Below are 252 nucleotides of genomic sequence, written 5' to 3' on the forward strand. Positions count from 1 at the left end.
GTTGCGGTTTCGTCGATTGACCGGCCATGTACGTCGCGCATGCCGCGGCAAGCCATGCTGCCGAGGCGCCCGTCTTGCCGACGATTCGATCGAGTTCAAACTCCGGTACCGCTTCGTCGCTCTTGCCTTCCGGTCGACCCGCGCTTAACGCCATGCGTAGCGAAGCGGCCGCCCGGCTGTCGAATCCGCTCATCCACACCGTCCCGACTTCGTCCGGCGAGGTGTCGCCCCAACGGAGTCCGTAGGTCAATG

1 protein-coding gene is annotated in these 252 nt (G+C 64.7%); it reads right to left on the reverse strand.

Translation table 11 applies throughout. The annotated features are described in order from the left end of the window. The coding region (locus SB847_RS21730) for a hypothetical protein (RefSeq protein ID WP_410578773.1) at positions 1–193 on the reverse strand (193 nt) is incomplete at its 3' end. Positions 194–252: the final 59 nt, after the last annotated feature.

The sequence above is a fragment of the Bacillus sp. SIMBA_026 genome (assembly GCF_046535335.1).
GTDB classification, from domain to species: Bacteria; Bacillota; Bacilli; order Bacillales; family Bacillaceae; genus Bacillus; species Bacillus velezensis.